Raw genomic sequence first — 25,146 nt, forward strand, 5'->3', positions numbered from 1 at the left:
CCTTCCGCAGACGTGACGCTAGAAGCCCTGGCACCCGGTGTCAACGGGACACCGGCGCGGTGTGATCCATTCCCCGGCGGCCGAGAGCCGGGACCAGCGCCGTGCTCGCCCGATCGGCCCAGCGCTGCGGGCCGCCGCGTCGCCGCGCGCCTAGCGTCGGAGCGGAGCCATTCGTGGCCGGAAAGGAGGCGTCCATGCGCCGTCGTACCGGTGCCGCAGGCATAGCCGTCGCGATCGCCGCGATCGTGCCGCTGGCCGACCCCGCACACGCCCAGGACCCGGATTCCTGGACCCTCACCCACCAGAAGGCGGTCCAGACCGTCTCCGACAGCGACCCGGGCGGCACCGACCCGTGGTCGCCCGACGCACTCTCGCCCGACGCGCTCTCGCCCGACGCGCTCTCGCCCGACGCGCTCTCGCCCGACGCACTCGGCGACGGACCGCCGAGCGACGGAGGGACCGGCGAAGCCGGAGCCGACACGGGCCGGCCCGGCGAGGGCGGGCTCGAGGAGTATCGCCCCGACGAGACCGGATTGGAGGAGTACCGCCCGGACCAGGGCGGGAGCGGTGAGGGCGGATTCGGCCAGGACCGCCCCGAAGAGGGCGGGACCGACCAGGCCGGCACCGGTCACATGGGCATCGAACAGGTCGGGTTCGGCCAAGTGGGCAACGACCAGACCGGGATCGGCCAGGGCCGGATCGACCAGGGACGGATCGACCAGGCCGGGTTCGACGCCGCCCGGGAGGCGGACGGCGGCGCGGCCGGTGGGGCGCTGCCGCGTCGGGACGCGCCCCCGACGATCTCCGCGACCTCCAAGCCGCGTCCCACCCCCACCACCCCGGCCCCGGTCGCCACGTCCGCACCGACCACGGCCGTGCCGGGTCCCGCGACCTCGCCAGCGGTCACGCCGACGCTCGGCACCCAGGGCGGACTGGGCGGGGCCTCGGGCACGGGCCCGAGCGGCAGGGACATCGGCATCGGCCTGACCGGCGTGGCGAGCGTCGCGATCGCCGCCGCCTTCGTCATCAGGCGCCGCCGTCGCGTCTGACCCCGGGGCGGGCGGGCCGCCTACCCCGCCGCCTACCGCACCAGCAGTTCGATGAGCCGTTCGGTCTCGGCCGCCGGGTCGCCGGTGAGGCCGGTGTGGACGGGGCCGGGCTGGACGATCGTGGAGCGGGGCGCGATCAGCCAGCGGAAGCGGCGCCCCGGGTCGTCGCCGGCCGCCTGCCCCGCCGCGTCCCCACCGGCGCAGACGCCCTCGACGGCGCGGAGCGCGGCACGGACGCCGGGCAGGTCCACGTGCGGATCGAGGGCCAGCAGCCGGTTCTCGTCGAGGTGGGTGCGGACACCGACGTAGGACCTGGCCCGGCAGTACACGAGCACTCCGGCGTTGACGCACTCCCCGCGCTCGACGCGGGGGACGACGCGCAGCAGCGCGTACTCGTAGACGTGGCGGTCGCTCACCGGTCCCCCTCGGTCCTGATGCGCTCGTGGATGGTCGCGGCCCGCTCGAACAGGGGTCGCGCGTAGGCGCGGCGCAGGTCGACGGGGGTCGCGAAACCGGGTTCGTCCAGCAGCCAGACGTCCGGGATCTCAGCGGTGACCTCGGCGAGGAGTTCCTCGGTGACCAGGGGTGCGAGCGCGGCGGCGGCCGAGCGGATGTCCGGGGCGAAGCGGGCGAGGGCGTGGTCCGAGGCGTCGTAGGGCCGGGCGGCGGAGGCCTCGGCGCCGGGCCAGTTGTGGTGCCAGATCATGGTCGCGCCGTGGTCGACCAGCCAGGTCTCGCCCCGCCGGCGCAGGAGGTTGGGGTTGCGCCAGGACCGGTCGACGTTGTTCACCAGCGCGTCGAACCACACGATCCGCCCGGCCTCCTCGGAGCCGACGTCGAAGGCGAGCGGGTCGAAGCCCAGGGCGCCGGAGAGGAAGTCCATGCCGAGGTTGGTGCCGCCGCTCGACTTGAGCAGTTCCTGCACCTGCTGCTCGGGTTCGCCGAGCCCGAGCACCGGATCGAGCTCGACCGTCACCAGCCGCGGCACCCGGAAGCCCAGCCTGCGGGCGAGTTCCCCGCAGACCACCTCGGCGACGAGCGTCTTGCGCCCCTGCCCGGCGCCGGTGAACTTCAGGACGTACGTCCCGAGGTCGTCGGCCTCGACCAGTCCCGGGAGCGAGCCGCCCTCACGCAGGGGCGTGATGTAGCGGGTGGCGGTGACGTTTCTCAGCATTTCCGAAGCCAACCTGTCCCTGTGGACGTGCTTTCCATGGCCGTCCGCCTGCGCTTCCGGCTTCTGGCATGAAGTGTGCATAGTAGCCGCAGGTGATCGGGAAACTGCGGGCCCTCGCTCAGATGAGCAGTTGCGGACCTCGCCGAGGGCCGGCGGACGAGCACCTCTCCGACGTACGCCCCCGCCACAGGCGGCGGCACGCCGGGCGAAGGCCGCTGAAGCGGCTCGCACCGCCCGTGCACAAGGCACGCGTTCACCCACGTCACCCATGAGGCCGCTCCCCCTCCGCCCCTGCACACGTCCACGGCTGCCTCTCAGCGCAGCTTGACGGCCCCGCCGTCCGCCATCACCGTCTGCCCCGTCATGTACCGCGCGTCGTCGCTCGCGAGGAAGCCCACGATGGGAGCGACGTCCCGGTCGGGGTCGCCGAAACGGCCCAGCGGCACCGAGGCGGCGGACTGGGCGTACTGCTCGGGACGGGCCTCGGCCCATGCGGCGACGCCTGCGGTCAGGGCCATCGGGCAGACCACGTTGACCCGGATGTTGTGCTGGGCCCATTCGTTGGCGGCGACCCGGCTCAGACCACGGATCGCCTCCTTCGCCGCGGCGTAGGAGGCCTGGTTCGGCTGGCCGTTCAGACCGGCGCCGGAGCCGAAGTTGACGACGCTGGCGTTGCCGGTCTTCTTCAGCTCCGGCAGCGCGGCCAGCATGAAGTTGCGGGTCGCGTACAGGCCGGTGTCCATCGCGAGGTTCCAGTCGTCGTCCGTCTGGTCCTCGAACGGCTTCTGCCGCGACACGCTCGCGTTGTTCACCAGTACGTCCAGGGAGCCGAACCGGTCGACGGCGGTGGCGACGGCGGTGTCGGCGACCTTCCGGTCGGACACGTCCCCCTTCAGGAAGACCACGGCGTCGCCCAGCTCCTCGGCGATCGCCTGCCCTGCCTGCTCCTGGAGGTCGACGACGACGACCCGGGCACCGCGCGCGACGAACAGCCTCGTGATGGCACCGCCGATACCGGACGCGCCCCCGGTGACGATGGCCGACTTGCCCTGCAAGGTACGAGAACCCATGGCTGGTTTCCTTTCGTGAGAGCCCGGGACCCGGGCGATGTGTATGGTACATACACATCGTACCTCGGTCCCGTGCGGCGACTCCGGACCCGGCGCCGGAGGGGCGGAGCCCGACGGTGGACACTGGTGGAGCGGAATCTGAGGAAGGGACAACGGCACGGATGACGGAGCAGAATGAGCAGGAACGCCGCCTGGGCGCCCTGGAGCGGGAACTGACCCTGTTGTCCCGGCATTTCATCGCCTCGCGCGGACCGCGTATCGGCCAGAGTCTCGACCGCTCGGCCTACGTTCTGCTCACCCGGCTGGAAACCGGTGAACCGCTCACGCTCAAGGAGCTGGCGCACACCTTCCAGGCCGACGTGTCGACCATCAACCGGCAGGTCGCCGCCATGCTCCGGCAGGGCCTGGTCGAGCGTCTGGAGGCGACCGGCCCAGGGGGCGCGCGCACGTTCCGGCCCACCCCGCTCGGCCTGGAACGGCTGGCGGCGGACCGGGCCATCAGCCGGGCGGGAACCGCCCAGCTGATCGAGGCGGCGGGCTGGAGCGCCGAACGGACCCAGGAGTTCCTCACGCTGATGGTCGAGCTCAACCACGGCATCGAGCAGCTGGAGGGGCGCGCGTGGGTCCGTTCCGGCGGGACGGACGCCCGGCCGCCGGACACCGGCACGTCGCGGTGACGGACGGGCCGACAGCGAAACGACAGCCGTGTTTTACGCCCGTCCGACCGCCGGCGCGACAGCATCTCGGCACGGTCTGAACAGCATGTGTCCCGGGGCCGTACCTCTCGGCAGATCATCACGCATCCACCCCGGAAGGAACCCCAGCATGACCAGCGCACCGTTCCACCCCGCAGGACCGGCCCGTCGTACCGTCGTGGCGGCGGCCGGAGCGGCGGGGCTCGCCGTCGCGCTGACCGCGTGCTCGGGCTCCGGCGACGACGCGTCGGACGACAGCGGCTCCGCGGCCGCGCCGCCCGCTTCCGAGGGCGCGGGCGGCGAGGCCGCCGGGGCCGCGCTGGCGGCCACCGCGGACATCCCGGAGGGCGGCGGGAAGGTCTTCGCCGACCAGAAGGTGGTGGTCACGCAGCCGACGGCGGGCGAGTTCAAGGCGTTCTCCGCCACCTGCACGCACCAGGGGTGCGCCGTGAAGAGCGTGTCCGACGGCGTCATCAACTGCCCCTGCCACAACAGCAACTTCTCGATCACCGACGGCAGTGTGCAGGGCGGTCCGGCGCCCAAACCGTTGCCGGCCGTGCAGATCACGGTCAGCGGGGACTCGATCCGGCTGGCCGGATGACCGTCACCCAGCGCCGGGGCCGGAAGATCATGATGACGCCCGGCGAGCTGGACGCCTTCCTCACCACCCAGCGCACCTGCCGCGTCGCCACGGTGTCGGCCGACGGCGCCCCGCACGTGAGCACGCTCTGGTTCGTCTGGGACGGCTCCTCCATGTGGCTGTACTCGGTGGTGCGCAGCCGCCGCTGGGCGGACCTGCGGCGCGACCCCAGGGTGGCGATCGTGGTCGACACCGGCGAGGAGTACGACGAGTTGCGGGGCGCGGAGCTGTCCGGCGGGGTGGAGTTCGTGGGCGAGGCGCCGCGCACCGGCGAGCTGTGCGCCGAACTCGACTTCCCGGAGACGCTGTTCGCCCGCAAGAACTTCCGTCTGGAGGAGATGCCGCACGACGGCCGTCACGCCTGGCTGCGGCTGACGCCCGAGAAGGTCGTCTCCTGGGACTTCCGCAAGCTGGCGTCCCGGTAGCCCCGCCCCGCGGGGCCCGTCAGCCGAGCCGTCCCGCCGCCGCCCGCAGCGCCTGGACCGCCGCCCGGATCGACGGGCGGCGGTCGGCGTCCGCGCGCCAGACGACGTACACGTGCCGGCGCACCCGCTGTTTGAGCGGCACGGTGAGGACTCCCTGAGGCATCGGGTGGCGGCCGAGCAGCGGGGCGATGCACACGCCGAGTCCCGCGGCGACCAGGCCGAGCTGGGTGTGGGTCTCGGCGGCGCGGTGGCCGATGATCGGCTCGATGCCCTTGGAGCGCAGCGTGAACATCAGCCACTCGTGGCAGAACTCGCCCTCCCCCCACGTGATCCACTCGTCCTCGGCGAACTCGGCGAGGTCCACCTCGTCCCGGCCCGCGAGCCGGTGGCCGGCCGGCAGTGCCACGTCGGCCGGGTCGTCCAGGAGCGGCGCCTTGACCAGGCCGTCGGGCAGCGGCATCGGCTTGTTGTACCAGTCGAGTACGACGGCCAGGTCCAGGTCGCCGCGGACCACGCCGCTGACGCCGCGCTCCGGCTCCAGCTCGCAGGAGCGGATGCGCAGCGCGGCGTGCTCGGCACGCAGGGCCGCCAGTGCGGCGGGGAAGAGTCCGCGGGCGGCCGTAGGGAACGCCGAGATCCGCAGCTCGCCCGCCACCTGCCCGCGCTGCGCCTCCAGGTCGGCCTGGGCCAGCTCCACCTGGGACAGGATGCGGGCCGCGTGCTCGGCGAGCAGCCGGCCCGCGTCCGTGAGCCGTACGCCGCGCCCGTTCTTGGCGAGCAGCTGCTGTCCGGCCTCGCGCTCCAGCTTGGCCATCTGCTGGGAGACGGCGGAGGTGGTGATGTGCAGACCGGCGGCGGCGCCGCTGACCGATCCGTGCCGGGCCAGGGCGTCGAGGGTGCGCAGGCGCTCCAGGTTCAACATGTAAGAAATTCTACGAGATACCGGGTGCGAATTCTCGATTGTGCTACGAGGATGCCTGCTCCATCGTTGACGGCATGAGCAGCGGTGTCACTTCCTCCCCCGCGGTCCGGCGTGCCTTCGACTGGCGGCTGCGCTTCGGGCTTCTGTCCCTCGTCTGGGGCTTCAGCTTCCTCTTCATGAAGGTGGGGACCGAGGCCTTCGCCCCGTTCCAGGTCACGCTGGGGCGGCTGGTGTCCGGTGCCGCGGTGGTGGCCGTGGCGATGGCGGTGAAGCGGGAGCGGCTGCCGCGCGGGGCGTGGACCTGGGTGCATCTGGCGGTCGCCGGGTTCCTGCTGAACGCGCTGCCGTTCTCCCTGTTCGCCTTCTCGGAGCTCACCATTCCGTCGTCCCTGGCGGGCATCTGCAACGCGACCTCGCCGCTGTGGGGCATGGCCCTGTCGCTGGTCGCCCTGTCGGAGGACCGGCCGACCCGGCGCCGGGTGGCGGGCCTCGGCATCGGCTTCCTCGGCGTCCTGACGGTGCTGGGGGTCTGGCAGGGCTTCAACGGCCTGGACGTCACGGGCACCGCGCTGGCGCTGCTGGCCTCGCTCAGCTATCCGGTCGGCTGGATCTACGTCCGCCGCACGCTGGCCGGCTCCAGCCACTCCCACCTCTCGCTGACCGGCGCCCAGCTGGGACTGGCCACGCTGCAACTGGCCGTCGTGACACCGCTGTTCACCTCGATGCCCACCAGCTTCCCGGTCGTGCCGCTGCTGGCGGTCGCGGCGCTGGGCACCCTCGGCACCGGGCTCGCCTTCCTGATCCAGTACGACCTGGTCGCCGAGGTCGGCCCGACGACGGCCCAGATGGTCACGTACTTCACGCCCGTCATCGCCACGGCCGCGGGTGTCGTGCTCCTCGGCGAGTCCCTGTCCTGGTCGACGCCGGTCGGCGCGGTGATCGTCCTGGCGGGCGCCGCCCTGACCCAGGCACGGCCGAGGAAGACCGCGGACACCGGTGAACGGGCCGGGCGGACACGGGAGCCTCAGAGGGCGACGGCGGCCTGAGCGGCGGAGGGCGGCGGCACCGGCAGACCGAGGACGGCGGCCGGGCCCGGACGGAACGAGCCCCGACAGCGACACAGACAGCCCGACGACAGCGACCGGCCCGGACTGAACGAAAGGCGCGCGCGTCAGACCTGGCTGCGCAGCCACCCCGGCCCCGGCCCCACGGCCGACGCGACCGCGTCCGCCAGCGGTCCGACGTCCCCCTCCCCCAGCGTGGAGACGGTGATGCGCACAGCGGGCGGCGCGCTCACACGGAAGCGGGCGCCGGGAGCGACGGCCCAGCCGGCCTGCAACAGCCGGGCGACGGCGCCGGTCTCGTCCGGCACCGGGACCCACACGTTCATGCCGCTGCGCCCGTACGCGGTGATCCCCCGGTCGGCGAGCGCGCCGAGCAGGGCCTCCCGGCGCCGTCCGTACGCCGCCGCCACGGCCGCCGTGTCCACCGAGCCGTCCGCCCACAGCCGGGCCACGGCACGCTGGGTGATGCGGCTGACCCAGCCGGGGCCCAGCCGCTGCCGTCCGCGCACCCGGTCGAGCGTGACGGTGTCGCCGGTGAGCACGGCGAGGCGCAGATCGGGTCCGTAGGCCTTGGCGGCGGAGCGGACGAAGGCCCAGTGGCGCGTCGTACCGGCGAGGGGATGCAGGGGGAGGTCGACGATGCGGTGGCCGTGGTCGTCCTCGATCAGCAGCGTCTCCGGGTGTTCGCGCAGCACGGCACGCAGTTCACGGGCGCGTGCGCCGCTCAGCGCGGCGCCCGTCGGGTTCTGCGCGCGGTCCGTGACGACCAGGGCGCGCGCGCCGGCCGCCAGGACGCGGCATACGTCGCCGGTGAGCGGTCCCTCGTCGTCGACGCCGACGGCGACCGTGCGCAGGCCGAGCGCCGGGACCAGGTCGAGGAGGCTGCCCCAGCCCGGGTCCTCGACGGCGACGGCATCACCAGGCCTGAGGTGGGCCGCCAGGACCCGCTCCATGGCGTCCAGCGACCCGGACGTGACGGCGACGGGCCCGTCCGGCACCCCGTCGGCGTCGAGTCCGGCCCGTGCGAGGCGCACCAGGTCCGCCTCCACCGGCGAGGCCCCGTACAGCACCGGCTCACGGTCGGCCTGCTCGGCCGCGGCGGCGAACGCCGGGCCCAGCGGGGGCAGCAGCGCCGGGTCCGGGTTGCCGTCGGACACGTCCCGGACGCCCTCCGGGACGTCGACCCGGATGAACTCGCGGCCGGTGGTGGCCGGTTTCGCGCGCACTCGGCTGCCCCGGCGCCCGGCCGTCTCGATGACCCCGCGCTCGCGCAGGGTGCGGTAGGCGGCGGCGACCGTGTTCGGGTTCACGCCCAGTCGCTCCGCCAACTCCCGCATCGGCGGCAGCGGCTGACCCGGTTCCAGCTCTCCGGAGGCCACCGCGCGCTCGACGCTCGCGGAAATCTCCGCTGCGCCCCGTCCAGTGATCCGATACTCTCCTAGCACAAAGCCGATTATGCACTAGTGCAATGGAGAGCGCCATGCAGGGGTCCACGCGGACGCACACACCGTCGCAGCCCGGTACCGCCTACCCGTCCACCGACCGCACCGTCCCGACCCGCTCCCCCGAGCGGGCCTCCTACGACAAGGAGCTGGTGCACTCGATACTCGACGAGGGCTACGTCTGCCATCTCGGCTTCGTCCGCGACGGCGCCCCGGTGGTGCTGCCGACGCTCTACGGCCGGGTCGGCGAGCGGCTCTACGTGCACGGCTCGACGGGCTCGCGCCCGCTGCGGATGACGGGCGCGGCCGACCCGGGTCTGCCGGTCTGCCTGACGGTGACGCACGTGGACGCGCTGGTGCTGGCCCGCTCGGCCTTCCACCACTCGATCAACTACCGGTCGGTGGTGGTGCACGGCACCGCGTACGACGTGACGGACCCGGAGGAGAAGCGCACGGCCCTGGACGCCCTGGTCGACCACGTCGTGCCCGGCCGTTCCCGGGACTCCCGGCCGGCCAACAAGAAGGAGCTGGCCGCCACCGCCGTGATCCGCCTCGACCTGAACGAGGTCTCCGCCAAGCTCCGCACCGGCGGCGTGAACGACGAACCCGAGGACCTCGCCCTCCCGCACTGGGCCGGCCTCGTCCCGCTGCGCAAGGGCTACGACGCCCCGGTCGCCGACCCCGGCCTGGACGCGGGCACCGGGCTGCCGGAGTATCTCGCCGGTCCGGCCGGGCAGTAGGGAGGCTCCTCGGGCGGGACTCCCTACCGGGGCGTCGACGTCGGGCTACCTACCGAGGTCCCGGTGTCACGCCGGCGCCGGTCGCGTCCTCGCCGCCCGGGTCTCCGCCACCGCGAGCCCCGCCACCGAGCCGAGCATCAGCAGCGTGCCGGCCAGGGTCGCCGCGGTGAGGTGCTCACCGAGCAGCAGTACGGCGAGCGCCGCCGCGCTGACCGGCTCGAGGAGCATGATCACGGAGACGGTGGCGGACCGGACGACGGCCGCGCCGGCGAAGTAGAGCCCGTAGGCGAGGGCGGTCGGCACGGCCGCGACGTACGCCAGGAGCCACACGAGCCGGACCGGGTCCGCGGTGTGCGGCACCAGGCCCTCCGCCAGGGCGAGCGGCAGCAGGCACAGGCTCGTCACGGCGAACGCGCCGACGGACGTACTGGCCGCGTCCGCGCCGCCGTCGCGTCCCCACCAGCGAGTGAGCAGGGTCATCACCGAGTACCCGGCCGCGGACAGCAGCGCGAGGAGCACCCCGGACAACCGCACGGTGGTTCCTCCGCCGCCGAGGACGAGCACCACCAGCCCGGCGAGCGCCCCGGCCACGGCGGTGACGCCGCCCAGAACCAGGTGTTCCCCGAGGGCGAGACGTGCGCCGAGCGCGATCAGCACCGGGCCGGCGCCGAGCGTGACGACGGTGGCCACCGCGAGGCCGGTGGACTGCACCGCGGCGAAGTAGGCGGTCTGGAACACCGCGAGACCGAGGCCGGTGACGACGGCGCGCAGGGCCTTGCGGGCGAACGGCTCGCGCACGGCGGTGCGCTCGCGGCGGGGGCGCAACGGGCGGGCGGCGAGCAGGAGAAGCAGCCCGATCGCGCAGCGCCAGAACGACAGGGCGACGGGCCCCATGTCGCTGGCCCGGTAGACCAGCGAGGCGGCGGCACCGGCGGTGCCCCAGGCGACACCGGCGACGATCAGATAGAGGAGGCCACGCCCGACGGGCAGGCCGGCAACGGCATTCGACACGTTTCTCTCCGCAGACGCGCACGAGGCGCGGGAGTTCTGAGCGGCCCCGGAACGACCGGGGGCGCGGGGACTGCGTCTGCGGGCAGCACCGTCCGGCCCGGCGACAGCGCGCCGGGCTGATCAAGGAGCCCGCCTCAGGCGGCCGGAGGCGGAAGGACGAGTGCGTCGGAATGCATGATCCGCACTCTAGGCCGCCGTCCCCCGGCCGGACAACTCCCGTTCCGGTCCGCCGCTTGCCACCGGGTCGGCGGAACCCTTGGCGGGCGTGGACGACTGGGCGATGAAGGCGCCCACCAGGACGACGACGCCGCCGACGATCTGCGGGGCGGAGAGGTGCTCGCCGAGCAGCACCCAGGCCAGCACGGTGGCGACGACCGCTTCGAGGCAGGCCACGACGCCCGCGACCTGCGGCGACAGCCGGCGCACGGCGACCACGCCGGTGACGTACGCGAGGACCGTGGCGATGAACACGATCCAGGCCAGCAGGAGGGACGCGGCGACGGGGGTGCCGTCCATGGGGGCGGTGTCCCCGAGGACCGACCAGTCCATCGACCAGGGCCGGGCCACCACGGTGAGTACGGCGGCGCCGACGAGCAGCCCGTAGGCGATGACGCCGAGCGGGTCGGGGGCCTCGTCGCCGGCGTCGCTGCCCTGGTCGGACAGGACGAAGTAGCCGACCTGGCAGCAGGCGGCGCCGAGTGCGAGGAGCAGCCCGAGGGCGTCGAAGCGCAGCCCGGACCAGACCTCCACGACGCAGGCGAGGCCGCCGACCGCGAGGACCACTCCGACCGCCGCCGCCCGCGTCACCGGCCGTCGCTGCACGAACCGCACCCAGCCGAGCACCAGGGCCGGCGCCAGGTACTCGACGAGCAGCGCGACGCCCACGGGGATGCGCGAGATCGCCGCGAAGTAGCAGGCCTGGACCCCGGCCACGGCGAACAGTCCGAACCCGGCGAGCAGTGCCGGCCGGCTGCGCAGCAGGGCGCGGTGGCGCACGGCGAGCGGCAGCATCACCAGGGCCGCGCCGGCCACCCGCAGCCAGACCACGTGGAGCGGGTCGAGTCCCGCCTCGATCAGCGGCTTGGCCGCGACCCCGGACCCGCCGAAGGCCACCGCGGACACGAGCGCGAGACCGAGTCCGGCTCCCTTCCCGCTGCTGCCGCGGGCGCTGTCAGACGTATGCACCGGCACATGATGACAGGGGACGACATGAGCGTCACCCCTAATGGCACCTGTCTCACCGACTGGACGTGCCCAGGTGTTCCGCCACGCGGGCGAGCACTGTGCGCGGTTCGACGGCGGCGCGGCCGAGCACCTCGACGGCGCGCGCCTGCGGGTCGGCCACGAGGGCGGCGAGCAGGTCGACGCCGCAGGCCCGGTCCGCCCCGCGCCGGGCGGCGCGCACGCGGGCATCCTCCATGGCGGCGGCGGCCAGCGGCGAGAAGCCGGCGACCCCGCTCACCACGGGTACGGCTCCGGAGTCCTCCACTGTGCTCTGCCAGCGCAGGCCGTAGCCGATGCTGCGCTGCACGAGGTAGCCGAGCAGCCGGGCGAGCTGCGGGCCCTCACCGAGGACGGCACGCGCCTCGGGGTCGTACTCCAGGAGGGAGTGCAGCAGGTGGGCCGTGTCGATCTGCCGGTCGCCGTCCCGCACCGCCCTGCGGCGGGCGCCCGAGACAACCGATGCCAGTTCCGGGCTGAACCGGACATCGGCGTCGGTTCCGTCCAGGGGCCGGACGCCTTGCTCACCGGCCGACTGCCGGGGGATACGGGGTTGCACATCCCCCAGCTCATCAGTCCCGGGGGACGGGGGCATCCCCGACGGGAAGCATTTCGGCGTCCCACGCGGAGTGGACGCACCCGGCCGGAATCTCCTCCTTACGGATGAGATCAAGCCGTTTCGCCCCGCCGGGCGCGCGCCGCCTTGCCGCACGCCTTCCCGGGCAACCGAAGCGTACCGTCGCGGGTCCAACAGGGTTATGAGGAGCAGCTGCTGGCTCGTGGCCCTGCCCGCCGTCGACGGCAGGCAGTACGTCTACCGGGTGTACGCCCCCGAGGAGGCGCTGCTCGCCGACCTGTTCTGGGAGGCCTGGCACTGCCACGACGAGAGCGCCTTCCCGCGCGCGTGGGATCTCTTCGACGCGGCGGTGATACGGAGGGTCGGCTGAACGCGCCCGCACAGACCCGTGCCCCGCGGATCGCTCCGCGGGGCACGGGAGCACGGGAAGTGCCGTGATCAGTCCTCGTCGGCGAGGATCAGGTACAGCTTCTTGCGGGCGTCGCCGATGACGGCGAGCGCCTTCTCCCGCTGCTCCTTGCTGCCGGTCTTCCAGACCTGGCCGAAGGCCTCCAGCAGTCCGAAGCCGGCCTGCCGGATCTCACTCAGCGCCTCCCAGTCGACGCCCCGCGAAGCTTCCTCCCAGGGTGCCTCGGGGCCCTCCTCCGCGGCGGTGCGGCCGGCCTCGGTGAGCGCGAAGAGCTTCTTGCCGCCCTCGCTCTCGCTGGCGATCAGACCCTCGTCCTCCAGCAACTGGAGGGTCGGGTACACCGAGCCGGGGCTGGGCTTCCACGCCCCGCCGCTGCGCTCGGCGATCTCCTGGATCATCTCGTAGCCGTGCATCGGGCGGTCCTTCAGCAGGGCCAGGATCGACGCCCGTACGTCTCCGCGCCGGGCCCTGCCCCTGGGACCGCCGCGGCCCCGGCCGCCCCAGGGGCCTCCGTGGCCGAACCCGGGTCCGAAGGGGCCGCCGGGCCCCCCTCCGCCGGGACCGCCCGGACCGAAGGGGCCGAAGGCGGCACGCCGACCGTCGTATCCCTCGAAGCCTCCGGGGCCGCCGAAACCGCGGCCGTGTCCGTGTCCGCCGTGTCCGTGCTCATATCCGTGCTTACGCATCGCGATCACTTCCATTCAGTCGTTGATCTGTCGCGAACTATTCGCGATGCCTCAACGATATATCGGGATGTAAGGACTGGCAAGCACTCGACCGGCAAGCATCGGTCCAGAACTTGCGAATTGGCCTTGGTCCACGGCTTCGGCGGGCGTCTAGCGTCGGGGCATGCGCATCCGAATCGTCGACGCCTTCACCGACCGCCCCTTCGCCGGCAACCCCGCAGGGGTTCTGCTCCTCGACGCCTTCCCGGACGACGACCGGCTCCAGAAGGTCGCCCTGGAGGTCAATCACGCCGAGACCGCCTTCGCCCACCGACTGCCCGAGGGCGGCGAGGCCGACTGGGCGCTGCGCTGGTTCACGCCGGCCACCGAGGTCGCGATGTGCGGCCACGCGACGCTCGCCACGGCCCACGTCCTGCGCACCACGGGCGCCCACGAGGGCCCGGTGCGGTTCGCCACGCTCAGCGGGGTCCTCGTCGCGTCACCGGGTGAGGACGGCTCGATCACCCTGGATTTCCCGACCGCACCGCTCACCCCGGTCGACGCCCCGGCGGGGGTCGCCGAGGCCCTGGGCGCCGAGCCCCGCGCGGTCCTCGACACCGGGCCGAACCTCGGGGACCTGCTGGTCGAGGTGGCCGACGAGAAGACCGTCCGCGGTCTGACCCCGGACCACAAGGCCCTGGCCGCGCACTCGGAGCGCGGCATCATCGCCACCGCCCGCGCGGAGGCCCCCTCCCGCGGCTACGACTACGTCTCCCGGTGCTTCTTCCCGAACGTCGGCATCGACGAGGACCCGGTCACCGGCAGCGCCCACACGGCCCTCGCCCCCTACTGGTCCCGGCGCCTCGGGCGCCCGGACCTCACCGGGCTCCAGGCCTCGCCCCGCTCCGGCCGGGTCCGCACGGAGCTGCGCGGCGAGCGCACGCTGCTGGGCGGCCGCGCGGTGACGGTGATCGAGGGCGAGCTGCTGGCGTGACGCGGCGGAGGGGGCGGGCACGGCCGCCCCGGCCCCCTCCTCGCCTTCAGGCCGTCGGCAGCCAGTCCACCTTCCCGGCCAGCAGCGCGTAGCCCACGAAGGCACCGATGTCGAGCAGCGAGTGCGCCACCACCAGCGGACCCACGCGCCCCCACCGGCGGTAGAGGTACACGAACACCACGCCCATCACCATGTTGCCGATGAAGCCGCCGATGCCCTGGTAGAGGTGGTACGACCCGCGCAGCACCGAACTGGCCGCCAGCGACGCGCCCGGACTCCAGCCGAGCTGGTCCAGCCGGCGCAGCAGGTAGCCGACGACGATGACTTCCTCCAGGACGGAGTTCTGCACCGCCGAGAGGATCAGTACGGGGTACTTCCACCAGACGTCCGGCAGCGCCTCGGGCACCACGGTGAGGTTGAAGCCGAGGCCCCGGGCGGCCAGGTAGAAGGCGATGCCGGTGCTGCCGATGACGGCCGCGATCACGGCCCCCCGGCCCAGGTCCGGCCACGGGCGGGTGCGGTCGAAGCCCAGGGTGCGCAGGCCGCGCCCTTCGCGCAGCAGGAAGTGGGCGACGAGGGCGACCGGGACGAGGGCCGTGGTGATCCCGAAGAGCTGCCAGGCGAGATCCAGCCAGGGACGGCCGGGCGCGGCGGAGGCGTTGAGGGTGGCCGCCTGGTCCTTGAGCCCGCCGGGGCGGGTGACCGACCCGATGAAGCTGATGAGGGCGGACACTCCGCTCGCCCCGAGCGAGACCGCCAGGACCAGCAGCGTCTCGTCACGCAACGTACGTCGCGAGAGCCCCTCCTGGGGAGCGGGCTCCCCCGGAACTGGCTTGTGAGGGAACGAATCGTCCACCGGGCCCGCCTCCGCCATGCACACCTGCCTCCAGCTGGGACGTCACAGCTTGCCCGATCAGTATGAGGCGGGGCGCGGCGGGGTACGGCCGGTGGGCTCAGCCCGTCGGCGCGGGTTCCGGCAGTCCGACCGGCCACCGGTGCACGGGGTCGCCCTCGCGCATCAGCTCGACGTAGCGGCGGGTCGTGGCGGCCAGCGCCTGGTCCCGGGACAGGCCGGCCTCCAGCGCCCGGTGGAAGGTGGCCGCCTGCCAGGACGCGCCGTTGACCCGGCGCCGGCACCGCTCCTCGATCACTCCGAGATACAGGTCGCGGTCGGCGGGCTCGACGCCCCACGCGTCCAGACCGGCCTCGGCGAGCGGCAGCAGTTCGTCGCGGACGAGCACGGCCGCGTCGACCTCGGTGGTGCCGCCCAGCCGTCCGCGACGGGGCCACTCGAAGCGGGCGTCGATGCCGTGCCGGCAGGCGGCCTCGAAGTTGGCGGCGGCGGCCTCGAAGGGCAGCCGGTGCCACAGCGGCCGGGGCTCCTCGGCGAGCGCGCGCACGACGCCGTAGTAGAAGGCCGCGTTGGCGATGACGTCGGTGACCGTGGGCCCGGCGGGCAGGACGCGGTTCTCCACGCGCAGGTGCGGGACGCCGTCGGCGATGTCGTAGACGGGCCGGTTCCAGCGGTAGACGGTGCCGTTGTGCAGGACGAGTTCGGAGAGGGAGGGCACGCCGCCCGCGTCCAGGACCTCCAGCGGGTCCTCGTCGTCGCAGATCGGGAGCAGGGCCGGGAAGTAGCGCCGGTTCTCCTCGAACAGGTCGTACGCCGAGGTCACCCACCGCTCGCCGAACCAGGTGCGCGGGCGGACGCCTTGGGCCTGGAGCTCGGGCGGCCGGGTGTCCGTGGACTGCTGGAAGAGCGGGGGCCTGGACTCGCGCCACAGCTCGCGGCCGAACAAGAAGGGCGCGTTGGCGCCGACGGCGATCTGTGCGGCGGTGACCGCCTGGGCGGCGTTCCACACGGCCGCGAAGCGGTCCGGGGTGACCTGGAGGTGCAGTTGCACCGAGGTGCAGGCGGCCTCGGGAGCGATGGACTTCGAGGTGCACGTCAGGCGTTCCACCCCCTCGATGTCGAGGGTGAAGTCCTCGCCGCGGGCGGCCACGATCTGCTCGTTGAGCAGGGCGTAGCGGTCGACGGCGGAGAGATTGGACGAGACCAGGTCGTCGCGGTCCAGCGTCGGCAGAATGCCGATCATCGCGATTCCCGCGTCGACCTCGCCGGCCTTGCGGTCCGCATATGCCAGAGACGTACGGATCTCCTCGGCGAGGCGGTCGAATACCCGGCCTCCCAGCCGATGGGGAGCGATGTTGACTTCCAGGTTGAACATGGCGAGTTCTGTTTGGAAGTCACGGCTGGCGATGCGTTCCAGGACTTGCGCATTCAACATTTTCGGCATCCCGTCGGTACCGACGAGATTCAATTCGATCTCCAGCCCCATCAGGTTCTTCGGGCGGTCGAACCGCTTCTCCGCCAGGAGTCGCTCCAGGCCCGTCAGGCACCGCTGGAGCTTCTCGCGGTAGCGCTGGCGATCGGACAGGTCGAACTGACCTGCCACGACCTTCTCCCCCATGGAGGCGTCCCTTCTCGGAGCGGTGCGTCGAGGATCCGGCCGCCGGTGACCGGTCAGGATGGATGATGCCCAGCCGAAGCGATCGATAACGTCTCCGCACCGGCCCGCCACCCGCTACGCTGTGCCGCTGTGACCGGTGGCACATTCACCAGGCATGGCGCTTCCAGCAGTTTCCCGGTGGGGCAACTCGTGAAAAACGCCGACGACAATTGGCCGACCGCTCGGCGCGCATTTTTCGAGGTCACCGCCGTACGTCCGGTCCGAAATCCGGAGGATTCCCTCATATCGGCGGCCGAATGCAGCCTTGAACGGGTTCCCGGAATCGGCTAGCGGAAACACAGTCTGAACGCATGTCGTATAAACTCCGCAGACAAGGCAGTTGACCGGCGCCCACGGTCGATGGATCCTGCCGCCGAGTCGAGGCGCGGCAGGTCCCACCCACTTCTCGGTTCCCGGACCCCGGCCCCTGCCTCCAAAGCCCCCGTGAGCCGACAGCGTCGTCCGCCCCGCCCTCGCGCCACCGTGCCTTCGAATGAGAGGCGACCCATCATGCCCCTGCATGTCTCCCCGGCCCCCGCGCCCGCCCTGCGTTCCGTTCTCACCGCCCTCTCCTCTCCCACCGCGGTCCGTGAGGCCCGGACGCCCTCCCTGCTCGGCGCGCAGGGACCCGCCACGCCCGACCTGCCGCTGCCCGTGCACGTCCTGGACCGGATCACCGCGGAGGGCATGACCGCGACCCGGCTGACCGGGTGGCGCTTCCTCATCCGGTGCGGCGACCGGGCCGTGGCAGCGGCGGAGACCATGCTGACGCCCGACGGCTGGGCGTTCTCGCACTTCTTCGAAGGCCCCTACGTCACCTCGACCGAGCGCGCGCTGCGCCAGGCCGAGTCGGTGCCGCAGGCCTACCAGCCGCGCCTGCTGTCGGTGCCCGGGCTGTACATGCTGACGCTCTGGCTGCACGGCGACACCACCGCGGACGCCGCCGCCGGACACCCCGCGGCCACCGACCTGCTGGTGCCGCTGGCGCCGGCGCCTCCCGGTATCGCGGCCCACCGGCCGCACCGGGTCGCCGACCTCCTGCCGGTCCTCACGCACCGGGTGACGCCGACCCGGCTGCTGCGCTCCCCCGCCTGACCCGAACGCCTCCCTCGCACCCGCGCGGACTAGCCCCTTTCGGCCATGTCGAACCACCCGAAGGGACAGTGCAGTTGGAATGAACCGTCCGCGCGGGTGACGCGTCATCAACCTGTGAGAAGCGGTACCGCGAAATCCCTGCGGATCGACGCCCGTGGGGCAACACTGGGTTCGGACCGACCGGAACAACGGGGGGCGGCCATGAACGACGTTTCACGCCGCGGGACAGACAACACAGCGCACTCACCCATCACGACAGACCGAGAGACCCCACCCATGTGTCAGCACCAGCCACCGTGCCCGTCAGCCGACTCCGCCGACCGGGAATCCGCCCGCCTCGCGGCGCACCACCCGGAGCAGGGCTGGAGCCTGCTGTGCAACGGCGTCGTCCTCTTCGAGGACACCGGTGAGCTCCTGCCGGACGGCCGGGTCATCGCGCCGCACCGCCCCGTCGGTGCGGGACTGATGACCGCCGCCTGAACACCGGCCGGGCGGTACGGCACCACTCCGCCCGGTGAACACGGGGCCGCTACGCGGGCACGTCGCCCGCGCACCGGCCCCGACGCGTGTCCGGGGGTGGTCACTCCGCGTGGCCAACCCCTCCGGCGCCCGTTCCCGCGCCGCGCCCTATCGTGACCGGCATGCAGTCCTACACCATCGGCCAGGCGGCGCGGCTGCTCGGCGTCAGCCCGGACACCGCCCGCCGCTGGGCCGACGCGGGCCGGATCACCACCCACCGGGACGACGCCGGGCGGCGCCTCGTCGACGGGCGTGACCTGGCCGCGTTCTCGGTCGAACTCGCCCGCTCCGGCGGTACCGACGAGGAGACCCCGTACACCTCGGTCCGCAACGCCTTCCCCGGCATCGTGACGGCGATCAAGCTCGGCGACGTCGCCGCACAGGTCGAGATCCAGGCCGGCCCGCACCGACTGGTCTCCCTCCTGACCCGTGAGGCGGTGGAGGAACTCGGACTCGAGGTCGGCGTGGAGGCCACCGCCCGCGTGAAGTCGACGAACGTACATATCGACAGGGCCTGACCACCTCACCCCGACGCTCCGTACGAACGCACATGCCAGCCGTCTCCGGCATTCAGCTCGCTCATGCGATGTGACAGGAGACTTTTCCCTCGCAGATGCGGAAGTATGATCGGCGCAACGGGGAGTCCGTCGTGCGTCCGGTCACGTCACTGGACCTGCCGGGCTCCCGCAGGAGGACGCAGAGGGAGTGGCCGTGATGACCCGTTCGGTGTGCAGGACCCGCCGCATCCGCCGGAGCCTGCGGGCGAGCGGTGCGGGCGCGGCCGTACTGCTGGCCCTGAGCGCCTGCTCGCCGTCCGCCGGCTCGGAGGGGGGCGCGGACTCGGCCGGTTCCTCCGACGTCTCCGGCCAGGTCACCGTCTTCGCCGCCGCCTCCCTCAAGGAGAGCTTCACGACGCTCGGCGAGAAGTTCGAGCAGCAGCACCCGGGCACCGAGGTCACCTTCAACTTCGGCGGCAGCGACTCCCTCGCCGCGGGCATCACCAGCGGCGCACCGGCGGACGTCTTCGCCTCCGCCAGCCCGAGGACGATGGCCACCGTCACCGACGCCGGGGCGACGGCCGGCGAGCCGTCCACCTTCGTCCGCAACCAGTTGGAGATCGCCACCCTGCCGGGCAATCCCGAGGGGATCTCCACCCTCAAGGACCTCACCGCATCCGGCCTCAAGGTCGTCCTGTGCGACAAGGCCGTGCCGTGCGGCGCCGCGGCGCAGAAGGCGCTGGAGGCCGGTGGCCTCGAACTCACCCCGGCCTCCTACGAACAGGACGTCAAGGCAGCCCTGACGAAGGTCGAGCTGAAGGAGGCCGACGCGGCCGTCGTCTACCGCACCGATGTGAAGGCGGCCGGTGACAAGGTGACGGGCGTGGACTTCCCCGAGGCGGCCGAGGCCGTCAACGACTACCCGATCGCCGTCCTCGAGGACGCCCCCAACGCGGGCGCCGCGAAGGCCTTCGTCGAGCTGGTGAAGTCCGGCGAGGGGCAGCGGGTGCTGACGGACGCCGGGTTCCGCACGCCATGAGGAAGTCCGACGCCCGGAAGGCCGGCGGCCGTGCGGTGCCGGTCCCCCTGCTGGTGCCCGCCCTGGCCGGCCTGGCGTTCCTGCTGCTGCCGCTGATCGCCCTGCTGGTGCGGGCCCCGTGGAGCGACCTGCCCGAGCAGCTGGCCAGCGAGGAGGTGTGGCAGGCGCTGCGGCTGTCGCTGCTGTGCGCCACGTCGGCGACCCTGCTGAGCCTGGTCGTCGGCGTGCCCCTGGCCTGGCTGCTGGCCCGCACGGAGTTTCCCGGCCGCGGCTTCGTGCGGGCGCTGGTGACGCTGCCGCTGGTGCTTCCTCCGGTGGTGGGCGGCGTGGCGCTCCTGCTGGCGTTCGGCCGCAACGGCGTCATCGGGCAGTGGCTCGACGCCTGGTTCGGGATCACGCTGCCCTTCACGACGACGGGCGTGATCCTCGCGGAGACGTTCGTGGCCATGCCCTTCCTCGTCATCAGCGTGGAGGGCACGCTGCGCGCCGCCGACCCGCGTTTCGAGGAGGCGGCCACGACCCTGGGCGCGTCCCGCTTCACCGCGTTCCGCCGGGTCACGCTGCCATTGATCGCTCCGGGCGTCGCGGCGGGCGCCGTCCTGGCGTGGGCGCGGGCGCTGGGCGAGTTCGGGGCGACGATCACCTTCGCGGGCAACTTCCCGGGCCGGACCCAGACCATGCCGCTCGCGGTCTACCTCGCCCTGCAGAACGACCCCGCGGCGGCCATCGCCCTCAGCCTGGTGCTGCTGGCCGTCTCCATCGCCGTACTGGCCGGTCTGCGGGACCGCTGGATGAGGGCATCATGACGGACCGGACGAAGGCCTCCGGCGGACCGGACGGGGACGACATGACCGACACCGACGAACCGGCCACCGCCGAGCCCACCGACGGCCACGCCACCGGCGGCGGACTCGACGCCCGGCTCGTGGTGGACCGCGGCACCTTCCGCCTGGACGTCACGCTGGCCGCCGCACCCGGCGACGTCGTCGCGCTGCTCGGCCCCAACGGCGCCGGCAAGACCACCGCCCTGCGCGCCCTGGCGGGCCTTGCCCCGCTCACCGACGGCCACCTGCGCCTCGACGGCACCGCCCTGGACCGTACGCCGCCCGAGTCCCGGCCGGTCGGCGTGGTCTTCCAGGACTACCTGCTCTTCCCACACCTGACCGCGCTCGACAACGTCGCGTTCGGGCCGCGCTGCCGGGGTGCGGGCAAGGCGCAGGCCCGGATGCAGGCCGCCGCCTGGCTGGAGCGGATGGGTCTGGCCGACCACGCGGGCGCCAAGCCGCGCCGCCTCTCCGGCGGTCAGGCCCAGCGCGTCGCCCTGGCCCGCGCCCTGGCCACCAATCCCCGGCTGCTCCTCCTGGACGAGCCCCTGGCGGCACTGGACGCCCGTACGCGGCTGGAGGTGCGGGCCCAGCTCCGCCGTCACCTGGCCGAGTTCGAGGCCGTGGCCGTGCTGGTCACCCACGACCCGCTGGACGCCATGGTGCTGGCCGACCGGCTGGTCGTGGTCGAGCACGGCCGGGTCGTGCAGGAGGGCGGCCCCGCCGACATCGCCCGCCGGCCGCGCACGGACTACATCGCGCAGCTGGTCGGCCTGAACCTCTACCGCGGGCAGGCCGACGGCCACACGGTCCGGCTGGACGCCGGTCCGGCCATCACCACCACCGAGGACCTGTCCGGTCCGGTCTTCGTGGCCTTCCCGCCGAGCGCCGTGACCCTGTACGGGGAGCGCCCCGGCGGCTCCAGCGCCCGCAACCTGTGGCGCTGCGAGGTCGCCGGCCTGGAGACGCACGGCGACCAGATCCGCGCGGACCTGACCGGCGAACTTCCGCTCGCCGCCGACCTCACCACCGTCGCCGCCGCCGAACTCGGCCTCCATCCGGGCGCGCCGGTGTGGGCGACGGTCAAGGCGACGCAGACGCACGCATACCCGGCATAGCGCCCGCTCCGGGCTACGGTGCCCTCCATGAGCCTGAGCATCCGCAACCAGCTCCCCGGCACCGTCACCGCCGTCACCCCGGGCGAGGCCATGGCGACGGTCAGGGTCCGCCTCTCGGGCGGCCAGGACATCACCGCGGCGATCACCCGGGACGCCGCCGACGATCTCGCGCCGGCCGCCGGGACCGCCGTGCGCGTCCTCGTGAAGTCGACGGAGGTCTCCCTGGCGACCGGCCGCGTCGAGGGCCTGTCCATCCGCAACCGGCTCCCGGGCACGGTCACCGCCCTCACCGCCGGCCCGGCGATGGCCTCCGTGCGCGTCGCCGTCGAGGGCGCCGAACTGACCGCCGCGATCACCAGGGAGGCCGCCGAAGACCTCGGCCTCACCGTCGGCACGCCCGTCGTCGCACTGGTCAAGTCGACGGAGGTGTCCCTGGCGACGGTGTGACCACGCGACGGCGAAGGCCCCGCCCGGTCCCCAGCGGGGGCCGGACGGGGCCTTCGCCCCGGGCTCAGTCCTCGTACGCGTCCAGCGGCGGGCAGGAGCACACGAGGTTCCGGTCACCGAAGGCCTGGTCGACGCGGCGCACCGGCGGCCAGTACTTGTCGGACGCGGACACGCCGACCGGGAAGACGGCCTCCTCGCGCGTGTACGCGTGGTCCCACTCGCCGCCCAGCGCGCCCGCGGTGTGCGGCGCGCCCCGCAGCGGGTTGTCGTCCGCGGACCAGGTACCGGAGCCGACCTTCTCGATCTCCGCGCGGATGGCGATCATCGCCTCGCAGAAACGGTCCAGCTCGGCCAGGTCCTCGGACTCGGTCGGCTCGATCATCAGCGTGCCGGCCACCGGGAACGACATGGTCGGCGCGTGGAAGCCGTAGTCGATCAGCCGCTTGGCGACGTCGTCGACGCTCACGCCGGTCGCCTTGGTCAGCGGGCGCAGGTCGATGATGCACTCGTGCGCGACCAGCCCGCCGGGGCCGTTGTAGAGCACCGGGAAGTGCGGCTCCAGGCGCTTGGCGATGTAGTTGGCGGACAGCACGGCCACCTGCGTGGCGCGCTTGAGCCCCTCGCCGCCCATCAGCCGGACGTACGACCACGAGATCGGCAGGATGCCGGCCGAGCCCCACGGCGCCGCCGAGATCGGACCGACACCGGTCTGCGGGCCGGCCGCGGGCTGCAACGGGTGGTTGGGCAGGTACGGCGCCAGGTGCGACCGTACGGCCACGGGGCCGACGCCGGGACCGCCGCCGCCGTGCGGGATGCAGAACGTCTTGTGCAGGTTCAGGTGCGAGACGTCGCCGCCGAAGTGGCCCGGCTTGGCGAGGCCCACCAGGGCGTTGAGGTTGGCGCCGTCCACGTAGACCTGGCCGCCGGCGTCGTGCACCTGGGCGCAGATGTCGGCGACGTGCTCCTCGAAGACGCCGTGCGTGGAGGGGTACGTGATCATCAGCACGGACAGCTCGTCGCGGTGCTTCTCGATCTTGGCGCGCAGGTCCTCGACGTCGATCTCGCCGTCCTCGGCGGTCTTGACGACGACGACCTTCATGCCGGCCATCACGGCGCTCGCGGCGTTGGTGCCGTGCGCGGAAGACGGGATGAGGCAGACGGTGCGCTGGTCGTCGCCGTTGGCGCGGTGGTAGGCGCGTACGGCGAGCAGGCCGGCGAACTCGCCCTGCGACCCGGCGTTGGGCTGGAGCGAGACCTTGTCGTACCCGGTGACCTCGGCGAGCCGCTCCTCCAGCTCACGGATGAGGGTCAGGTAGCCCTGCGCCTGCTCGGCGGGCGCGAAGGGGTGCAGCGCGCCGAACTCGGACCAGGTGACCGGCTCCATCTCGGTGGTCGCGTTGAGCTTCATCGTGCAGGAGCCCAGCGGGATCATGCCGCGGTCCAGCGCGTAGTCGCGGTCGGCGAGGCGGCGCAGGTAGCGGAGCATCGCCGTCTCGGAGCGGTGCTGGTGGAAGACCGGGTGGGTGAGGAAGTCGTCGGTGCGCAGCAGCGCCTCGGGCAGCGTCTCCTCGGTGTCCGCGTCCAGCGCCTCGATGTCGCCCTCGACGCCGAAGGCGTTCCACACGCCGCCGACCTGCGCGCGGGTGGTGGTCTCGTCGCAGGCGAAGGACACGTGGTCGGCGTCGACGAGGCGCAGGTTGATGCCGTTCTCACGGGCGGCGTGGACGATCGCGTCGGCCCGGCCCGGCACCCGCGCGGTCACCGTGTCGAAGTAGGCGCCGTGCACGATCTCGATGCCGCCGGAGGCGAGGCCCGCGGCGGTGATCGAGGCGTAGCGGTGGGTGCGGCGCGCGATGGCCCGCAGCCCCTCGGGACCGTGGTAGACGGCGTACATGCCGGCCATGACGGCGAGCAGCACCTGCGCGGTGCAGATGTTGCTGGTGGCCTTCTCGCGGCGGATGTGCTGCTCGCGGGTCTGCAGGGCGAGGCGGTAGGCCTTGTTGCCGTCGGCGTCCACGGAGACGCCGACGAGGCGGCCGGGCAGGCTGCGGGCGAACTTCTCGTGCACCGCCATGTAGCCGGCGTGCGGCCCGCCGAAGCCCATCGGCACACCGAAGCGCTGCGTCGTACCGACGGCGATGTCCGCGCCCAGCTCGCCGGGCGAGGTGAGCAGCGTGAGGGCGAGCAGGTCGGCGGCGACGGTGACGAGGGCGCCGAGCTCGTGTGCCCGGTCGACGAGCGGCTTGATGTCGCGTACGGCACCGGAGGCGCCCGGGTACTGGATCAGGACGCCGTTGATCTCGCGCTCGGCGACCTCGGCGGGGATGCCCTCGCTCAGGTCGGCGACGACGACCTCGACGCCGGTCGGCTCGGCACGGGTCTGGATGACGGCGATGGTCTGCGGCAGGGCGTCCGCGTCGACCAGGAACAGGCCCTTCTTGTTCTTGCCCATGCGCCGGGACAGGGCCATCGCCTCGGCGGCGGCGGTGCCCTCGTCCAGCAGCGAGGCGCCGGAGGTGGGCAGGCCGGTGAGCTCGGCGACCACCGTCTGGAAGTTCAGCAGGGCCTCCAGGCGGCCCTGGGAGATCTCCGGCTGGTACGGCGTGTACGCGGTGTACCAGGCGGGGTTCTCCATGACGTTGCGCAGGATCACCGGCGGGGTGAAGGTGCCGTAGTAACCGAGGCCGATCATGGAGTCGAGGACCTGGTTGCGGTCGGCCAGCGAGCGCAGCTCGGCCAGCACCTCGGCCTCGGAGCGGGCGCCCGGCAGGTCCAGCGTGTCGGCGTTCTTGATCACATCCGGCACCGCGGCGGCCGTCAGCTCGTCGAGCGAACCGTAACCGACCTGCGCGAGCATCTTGGCCCGGGCCTCGTGGTCGGGGCCGATGTGGCGCTGCTCGAACGGCAGTGCCTGTTCGAGTTCGGTGAGCGGGGTGCGATGGGCGGTCATTGCGGAGGCCTCCTGGTCTGACGACCTTCGAGGGGCACCACGGCGCGGG

Annotated in this window: 27 protein-coding genes; 15 read left to right on the top strand and 12 right to left on the bottom strand. The window is 73.0% G+C overall.

Going from position 1 to position 25,146, the window contains the following annotated elements; translation table 11 throughout:
* Window positions 1-194: 194 nt before the first annotated feature.
* Complete coding sequence (locus KUM03_RS19670; RefSeq protein ID WP_217250555.1) at window positions 195-1,049, top strand: hypothetical protein; 855 nt, start codon at window positions 195-197, stop codon at window positions 1,047-1,049.
* A gap of 32 nt (window positions 1,050-1,081) precedes the next feature.
* Here KUM03_RS19670 and KUM03_RS19675 read toward each other — a convergent pair whose 3' ends face one another.
* From KUM03_RS19675 to KUM03_RS19685, 3 genes are all read right to left on the bottom strand, one after another.
* Window positions 1,082-1,465, bottom strand: coding sequence for a DUF3037 domain-containing protein (locus KUM03_RS19675; RefSeq protein WP_217250556.1), 384 nt, complete (start codon window positions 1,463-1,465; stop codon window positions 1,082-1,084).
* Window positions 1,462-2,223 carry a HipA family kinase gene (locus KUM03_RS19680; protein ID WP_217250557.1) on the bottom strand — a complete coding sequence of 254 codons (762 nt, stop codon included), beginning with the start codon at window positions 2,221-2,223 and terminating at the stop codon, window positions 1,462-1,464. Before KUM03_RS19680 ends, KUM03_RS19675 begins: the two co-directional genes overlap by 4 nt.
* Before the next feature lie 314 nt (window positions 2,224-2,537).
* A complete protein-coding gene (locus KUM03_RS19685; RefSeq protein ID WP_217250558.1) occupies window positions 2,538-3,293 on the bottom strand; it encodes an SDR family NAD(P)-dependent oxidoreductase in 756 nt (251 codons plus the stop codon).
* Window positions 3,294-3,454: 161 nt separating this feature from the next.
* Here KUM03_RS19685 and KUM03_RS19690 point away from each other — a divergent pair, with 161 nt between their 5' ends.
* The 3 genes from KUM03_RS19690 (at window position 3,455) to KUM03_RS19700 (ending at window position 5,053) form a co-directional block, all read left to right on the top strand.
* On the top strand, window positions 3,455-3,970 hold the full coding sequence (locus KUM03_RS19690) for a MarR family winged helix-turn-helix transcriptional regulator (RefSeq protein WP_217250559.1): 516 nt from the start codon (window positions 3,455-3,457) through the stop codon (window positions 3,968-3,970).
* A 148-nt stretch (window positions 3,971-4,118) separates the two neighbouring features.
* Window positions 4,119-4,589, top strand: coding sequence for a Rieske (2Fe-2S) protein (locus KUM03_RS19695; protein ID WP_217250560.1), 471 nt, complete (start codon window positions 4,119-4,121; stop codon window positions 4,587-4,589).
* On the top strand, window positions 4,586-5,053 hold the full coding sequence (locus tag KUM03_RS19700; protein WP_217250561.1) for a pyridoxamine 5'-phosphate oxidase family protein: 468 nt from the start codon (window positions 4,586-4,588) through the stop codon (window positions 5,051-5,053). The genes KUM03_RS19695 and KUM03_RS19700 overlap by 4 nt, the downstream gene beginning before the upstream one ends.
* A 19-nt stretch (window positions 5,054-5,072) precedes the next feature.
* Here the strand turns inward: KUM03_RS19700 and KUM03_RS19705 are convergent, their stop codons facing one another.
* Window positions 5,073-5,975: a LysR family transcriptional regulator gene (locus KUM03_RS19705; RefSeq protein ID WP_217250562.1), complete on the bottom strand. Its 903-nt coding sequence runs from the start codon at window positions 5,973-5,975 to the stop codon at window positions 5,073-5,075.
* Between the two features lie 74 nt (window positions 5,976-6,049).
* Between KUM03_RS19705 and KUM03_RS19710 the strand changes: the two genes are divergently transcribed.
* Window positions 6,050-7,021, top strand: a complete 972-nt coding sequence (locus KUM03_RS19710; RefSeq protein WP_217250563.1) for a DMT family transporter — start codon at window positions 6,050-6,052, stop codon at window positions 7,019-7,021.
* A gap of 125 nt (window positions 7,022-7,146) precedes the next feature.
* Here KUM03_RS19710 and KUM03_RS19715 read toward each other — a convergent pair whose 3' ends face one another.
* Entirely contained in the window at window positions 7,147-8,484 is a 1,338-nt protein-coding gene (locus KUM03_RS19715) for an aminotransferase class I/II-fold pyridoxal phosphate-dependent enzyme (protein WP_217250564.1), read from the bottom strand.
* A gap of 35 nt (window positions 8,485-8,519) precedes the next feature.
* On the opposite strand from KUM03_RS19715, the gene KUM03_RS19720 reads away from it, so the two are divergent.
* Entirely contained in the window at window positions 8,520-9,221 is a 702-nt protein-coding gene (locus KUM03_RS19720; protein WP_217250565.1) for a pyridoxamine 5'-phosphate oxidase family protein, read from the top strand.
* Between the two features lie 66 nt (window positions 9,222-9,287).
* Here KUM03_RS19720 and KUM03_RS19725 read toward each other — a convergent pair whose 3' ends face one another.
* The 3 genes from KUM03_RS19725 to KUM03_RS19735 all read right to left on the bottom strand — a co-directional run bounded on the left by KUM03_RS19725 (window position 9,288) and on the right by KUM03_RS19735 (window position 12,012).
* Window positions 9,288-10,232: a DMT family transporter gene (locus tag KUM03_RS19725; RefSeq protein ID WP_217250566.1), complete on the bottom strand. Its 945-nt coding sequence runs from the start codon at window positions 10,230-10,232 to the stop codon at window positions 9,288-9,290.
* Between the two features lie 186 nt (window positions 10,233-10,418).
* A complete protein-coding gene (locus tag KUM03_RS19730; RefSeq protein WP_217250567.1) occupies window positions 10,419-11,423 on the bottom strand; it encodes a DMT family transporter in 1,005 nt (334 codons plus the stop codon).
* Between the two features lie 46 nt (window positions 11,424-11,469).
* Complete coding sequence (locus KUM03_RS19735) at window positions 11,470-12,012, bottom strand: Clp protease N-terminal domain-containing protein (protein ID WP_217250568.1); 543 nt, start codon at window positions 12,010-12,012, stop codon at window positions 11,470-11,472.
* Between the two features lie 199 nt (window positions 12,013-12,211).
* Here KUM03_RS19735 and KUM03_RS19740 point away from each other — a divergent pair, with 199 nt between their 5' ends.
* A complete protein-coding gene (locus KUM03_RS19740; RefSeq protein ID WP_198941504.1) occupies window positions 12,212-12,400 on the top strand; it encodes a hypothetical protein in 189 nt (62 codons plus the stop codon).
* A 68-nt stretch (window positions 12,401-12,468) separates the two neighbouring features.
* Here the strand turns inward: KUM03_RS19740 and KUM03_RS19745 are convergent, their stop codons facing one another.
* Window positions 12,469-13,125 carry a PadR family transcriptional regulator gene (locus KUM03_RS19745; protein ID WP_217250569.1) on the bottom strand — a complete coding sequence of 219 codons (657 nt, stop codon included), beginning with the start codon at window positions 13,123-13,125 and terminating at the stop codon, window positions 12,469-12,471.
* A gap of 163 nt (window positions 13,126-13,288) precedes the next feature.
* Here KUM03_RS19745 and KUM03_RS19750 point away from each other — a divergent pair, with 163 nt between their 5' ends.
* Window positions 13,289-14,098, top strand: a complete 810-nt coding sequence (locus KUM03_RS19750; RefSeq protein WP_217250570.1) for a PhzF family phenazine biosynthesis protein — start codon at window positions 13,289-13,291, stop codon at window positions 14,096-14,098.
* A 46-nt stretch (window positions 14,099-14,144) separates the two neighbouring features.
* On the opposite strand, the gene KUM03_RS19755 is transcribed toward KUM03_RS19750, so the two are convergent.
* Complete coding sequence (locus KUM03_RS19755) at window positions 14,145-14,972, bottom strand: CPBP family intramembrane glutamic endopeptidase (RefSeq protein ID WP_254399504.1); 828 nt, start codon at window positions 14,970-14,972, stop codon at window positions 14,145-14,147.
* A 79-nt stretch (window positions 14,973-15,051) separates the two neighbouring features.
* Window positions 15,052-16,569, bottom strand: a complete 1,518-nt coding sequence (locus KUM03_RS19760) for a glutamate-cysteine ligase family protein (protein ID WP_217250571.1) — start codon at window positions 16,567-16,569, stop codon at window positions 15,052-15,054.
* 549 nt (window positions 16,570-17,118) lie between these two features.
* Between KUM03_RS19760 and KUM03_RS19765 the strand changes: the two genes are divergently transcribed.
* From KUM03_RS19765 to KUM03_RS19795, 7 genes are all read left to right on the top strand, one after another.
* Entirely contained in the window at window positions 17,119-17,703 is a 585-nt protein-coding gene (locus KUM03_RS19765; protein WP_217250572.1) for a hypothetical protein, read from the top strand.
* Between the two features lie 276 nt (window positions 17,704-17,979).
* Window positions 17,980-18,183 (top strand): DUF5999 family protein, encoded by a 204-nt coding sequence (locus KUM03_RS19770; protein ID WP_217250573.1) that lies wholly within the window; start codon window positions 17,980-17,982, stop codon window positions 18,181-18,183.
* Between the two features lie 161 nt (window positions 18,184-18,344).
* Entirely contained in the window at window positions 18,345-18,740 is a 396-nt protein-coding gene (locus KUM03_RS19775) for a molybdopterin-binding protein (protein WP_217250574.1), read from the top strand.
* Window positions 18,741-18,936: 196 nt separating this feature from the next.
* The gene (gene modA, locus KUM03_RS19780; RefSeq protein ID WP_217250575.1) at window positions 18,937-19,758 is read left to right on the top strand and encodes a molybdate ABC transporter substrate-binding protein; all 822 of its coding nucleotides are present in this window, start codon (window positions 18,937-18,939) and stop codon (window positions 19,756-19,758) included.
* The gene (locus KUM03_RS19785) at window positions 19,755-20,564 is read left to right on the top strand and encodes an ABC transporter permease (protein WP_217250576.1); all 810 of its coding nucleotides are present in this window, start codon (window positions 19,755-19,757) and stop codon (window positions 20,562-20,564) included. The genes modA and KUM03_RS19785 overlap by 4 nt, the downstream gene beginning before the upstream one ends.
* A gap of 41 nt (window positions 20,565-20,605) precedes the next feature.
* Window positions 20,606-21,700, top strand: coding sequence for an ABC transporter ATP-binding protein (locus tag KUM03_RS19790; RefSeq protein ID WP_217250617.1), 1,095 nt, complete (start codon window positions 20,606-20,608; stop codon window positions 21,698-21,700).
* A gap of 27 nt (window positions 21,701-21,727) precedes the next feature.
* Complete coding sequence (locus KUM03_RS19795; RefSeq protein ID WP_217250577.1) at window positions 21,728-22,147, top strand: molybdopterin-binding protein; 420 nt, start codon at window positions 21,728-21,730, stop codon at window positions 22,145-22,147.
* Between the two features lie 64 nt (window positions 22,148-22,211).
* Here the strand turns inward: KUM03_RS19795 and gcvP are convergent, their stop codons facing one another.
* Entirely contained in the window at window positions 22,212-25,097 is a 2,886-nt protein-coding gene (gene gcvP, locus KUM03_RS19800; protein WP_217250578.1) for an aminomethyl-transferring glycine dehydrogenase, read from the bottom strand.
* Between the last annotated feature and the right edge of the window lie 49 nt (window positions 25,098-25,146).

This window comes from Streptomyces sp. AC602_WCS936, from assembly GCF_019049125.1.
GTDB lineage: Bacteria > Actinomycetota > Actinomycetes > Streptomycetales > Streptomycetaceae > Streptomyces.